The following is a 2,406-nucleotide window of genomic DNA, read 5'->3' as shown; positions in this document are numbered from 1 at the left end:
TTTAATTCAAATAAAATAGGAAAATATACAACAGGACAGCTTGCGAAAAAGGTCCTGTTCTTTTTTTATGAAATTTCATGTCAGATAATCTAACATATATTTGACAACATATCTAACATTGAATATAATGAGATTATCTTAAGAGGGAAGGAGGAGAAATCAAATGGGCGGAAGTGAAATTCGCCGGAATATGCCGCTATTCAGTATCGGAATTGTCATGCAGCTTACTGATTTAACCGCAAGGCAAATCCGTTATTATGAAGAGCATGAATTGATTTCTCCGGCAAGAACTGAAGGCAATAAACGGCTCTTTTCCTTGAATGATATTGATAAGCTTCTTGAGATCAAGGATTTGATTGACCAAGGAGTAAACATGGCAGGCATTAAGCAAATTTACAATGTAAAACAACAGACAGCCATAAGTGCTGCTGAAAAAAAAGAAGCAGAAAAAACAAGGCGAGAACTCTCGGATGCCGATTTGCGGAAATTGCTGCGCAAGGAGCTTCTCCAGGCAGGGCGGTTCAACAGATCATCCAATAATGGAGACATGTCGAGATTTTTTCATTAAGATCTTTTCGTATTCATGTAGGCTTTGCATGATAGATATTCATAGATAATGGCCATAGGTATTGCGAAAAGCATTCATTTAAAATCTAGGAGGAAATTAAGAATGGCAAAGTACACAAAAGAAGACATTGTAAGATTATCAAAAGAAGAAAACGTAAAGTTCATTCGATTGCAGTTCACTGATATCCTAGGAACAATTAAAAATGTGGAAATTCCAATCAGCCAGCTTGAAAAAGCTCTTGATAATAAAATGATGTTCGATGGTTCTTCAATCGAAGGCTTCGTACGTATTGAAGAGTCTGATATGTACCTGATCCCTGATTTAGATACTTGGGTTGTATTCCCTTGGACTGCTGAAAAAGGTAAGGTTGCTCGCTTGATCTGTGATATCAACAATTCAGACGGAACACCATTTGCAGGTGACCCACGTGGAAACCTTAAGCGTATTCTAAAAGAAATGGAAGACCTTGGATTCACAAACTTCAACTTGGGGCCAGAACCAGAATTCTTCCTTTTCAAGCTAGATGCAAATGGCGAGCCGACACTTGAGCTAAACGACAACGGTGGTTACTTCGACCTTGCTCCAACTGACCTTGGTGAGAACTGCCGACGTGATATCGTTCTTGAACTTGAGGAAATGGGCTTTGAAATCGAAGCATCTCACCACGAGGTTGCTCCAGGACAGCACGAAATCGACTTTAAATATGCAGATGCGCTAACAGCTTGTGACCAGATTCAAACGTTCAAGCTTGTTGTGAAAACAATCGCACGTAAGCACGGCCTGCATGCTACATTCATGCCAAAGCCTTTGTTCGGTGTGAATGGTTCAGGAATGCACTGCAACATGTCATTATTCCGTAACGGCGAAAATTCTTTCTACGATCCAAGTGATAAAAAGCTAGAACTTAGCGAAACAGCTTACCAGTTCATCGCTGGAACACTTAAGCATGCATCAGGCTTTACAGCTGTTACAAACCCAACTGTAAACTCGTATAAGCGCCTTGTGCCTGGCTATGAAGCACCTTGCTATGTAGCATGGTCTGCAAAAAATCGTTCACCATTGATCCGTATCCCGGCATCACGCGGAATGAGCACACGTGTTGAGGTTCGTAGCGTAGACCCTGCAGCAAACCCATACCTTGCTATGGCAGTATTGCTAAAAGCTGGTTTAGACGGAATCAAGAACAAATTGACTCCTCCAGCTTCAGTTGACCGCAACATCTATGTGATGAACAAGGAAGAGCGTGTCGAAGAAGGTATCGACGATCTGCCACCAACATTAGCAGCAGCTCTTGACCAGCTGAAGAAAAACGAAATCATCTGCTCCGCACTTGGTGAGCATATTCTTGAGCACTTCATCGAAGCAAAAGAAATCGAATGGGATATGTTCCGCACACAAGTTCACCCTTGGGAACGCGAACAGTATATGAGCATGTATTAATAAATAGAAAGAACTCCTTGAATTTACTTCAAGGGGTTCTTTTTTTGGAGGAGCAAATGGCGTTTGTAAAGGGTAATGAAATGAACCATGAGATGATTTTCGTAAAAATGATTAAAATAGTCAGCTAGGACGCGTGAATTCTTTGATTTGACCGTTAATCACTGCGATTACATCATCAATTCCTGGGAATCCCTTGGCATCGCTGCGGTATCATTAACCTTTTTTACGATTACTCAGGAATCACTACGATTTTATCTTTATTCACTCCGTTTTCTCCAATATTCACTACGTTTTGCCTCATAATCACTACGAAACTAATCATATTCACTACGAAATTAACGTGAATCACTACTTTATCCATTAGCTGGTAAAAAACATCATCAAATATTAAAATTTTC

2 protein-coding genes are annotated in these 2,406 nt (G+C 40.3%); both read left to right on the top strand.

Annotated features, from left to right (window positions below):
• Nucleotides 1-163: 163 nt before the first annotated feature.
• On the top strand, nt 164-568 hold the full coding sequence (locus WB217_RS13255) for a MerR family transcriptional regulator (RefSeq protein WP_335377483.1): 405 nt from the start codon (nt 164-166) through the stop codon (nt 566-568).
• A 102-nt stretch (nt 569-670) separates the two neighbouring features.
• A complete protein-coding gene (gene glnA, locus WB217_RS13250) occupies nt 671-2,008 on the top strand; it encodes a type I glutamate--ammonia ligase (RefSeq protein ID WP_423993688.1) in 1,338 nt (445 codons plus the stop codon).
• The last annotated feature ends 398 nt before the right edge of the window (nt 2,009-2,406 follow it).

The organism is Mesobacillus sp. (assembly GCF_049588175.1).
Taxonomy (GTDB): Bacteria; Bacillota; Bacilli; order Bacillales; family Cytobacillaceae; genus Mesobacillus.
Note: the sequence above shows the minus strand (reverse complement) of the source record. Positions and strands in the feature narration are given on the sequence as shown.

Excerpts from the sequence above, each read along its gene's own strand:
- WB217_RS13255 (WP_335377483.1), top strand. The coding sequence starts at position 164 with ATGGGCGGAAGTGAAATTCGCCGGAATATGCCGCTATTCAGTATCGGA.
- glnA (WP_423993688.1), top strand. The coding sequence starts at position 671 with ATGGCAAAGTACACAAAAGAAGACATTGTAAGATTATCAAAAGAAGAA.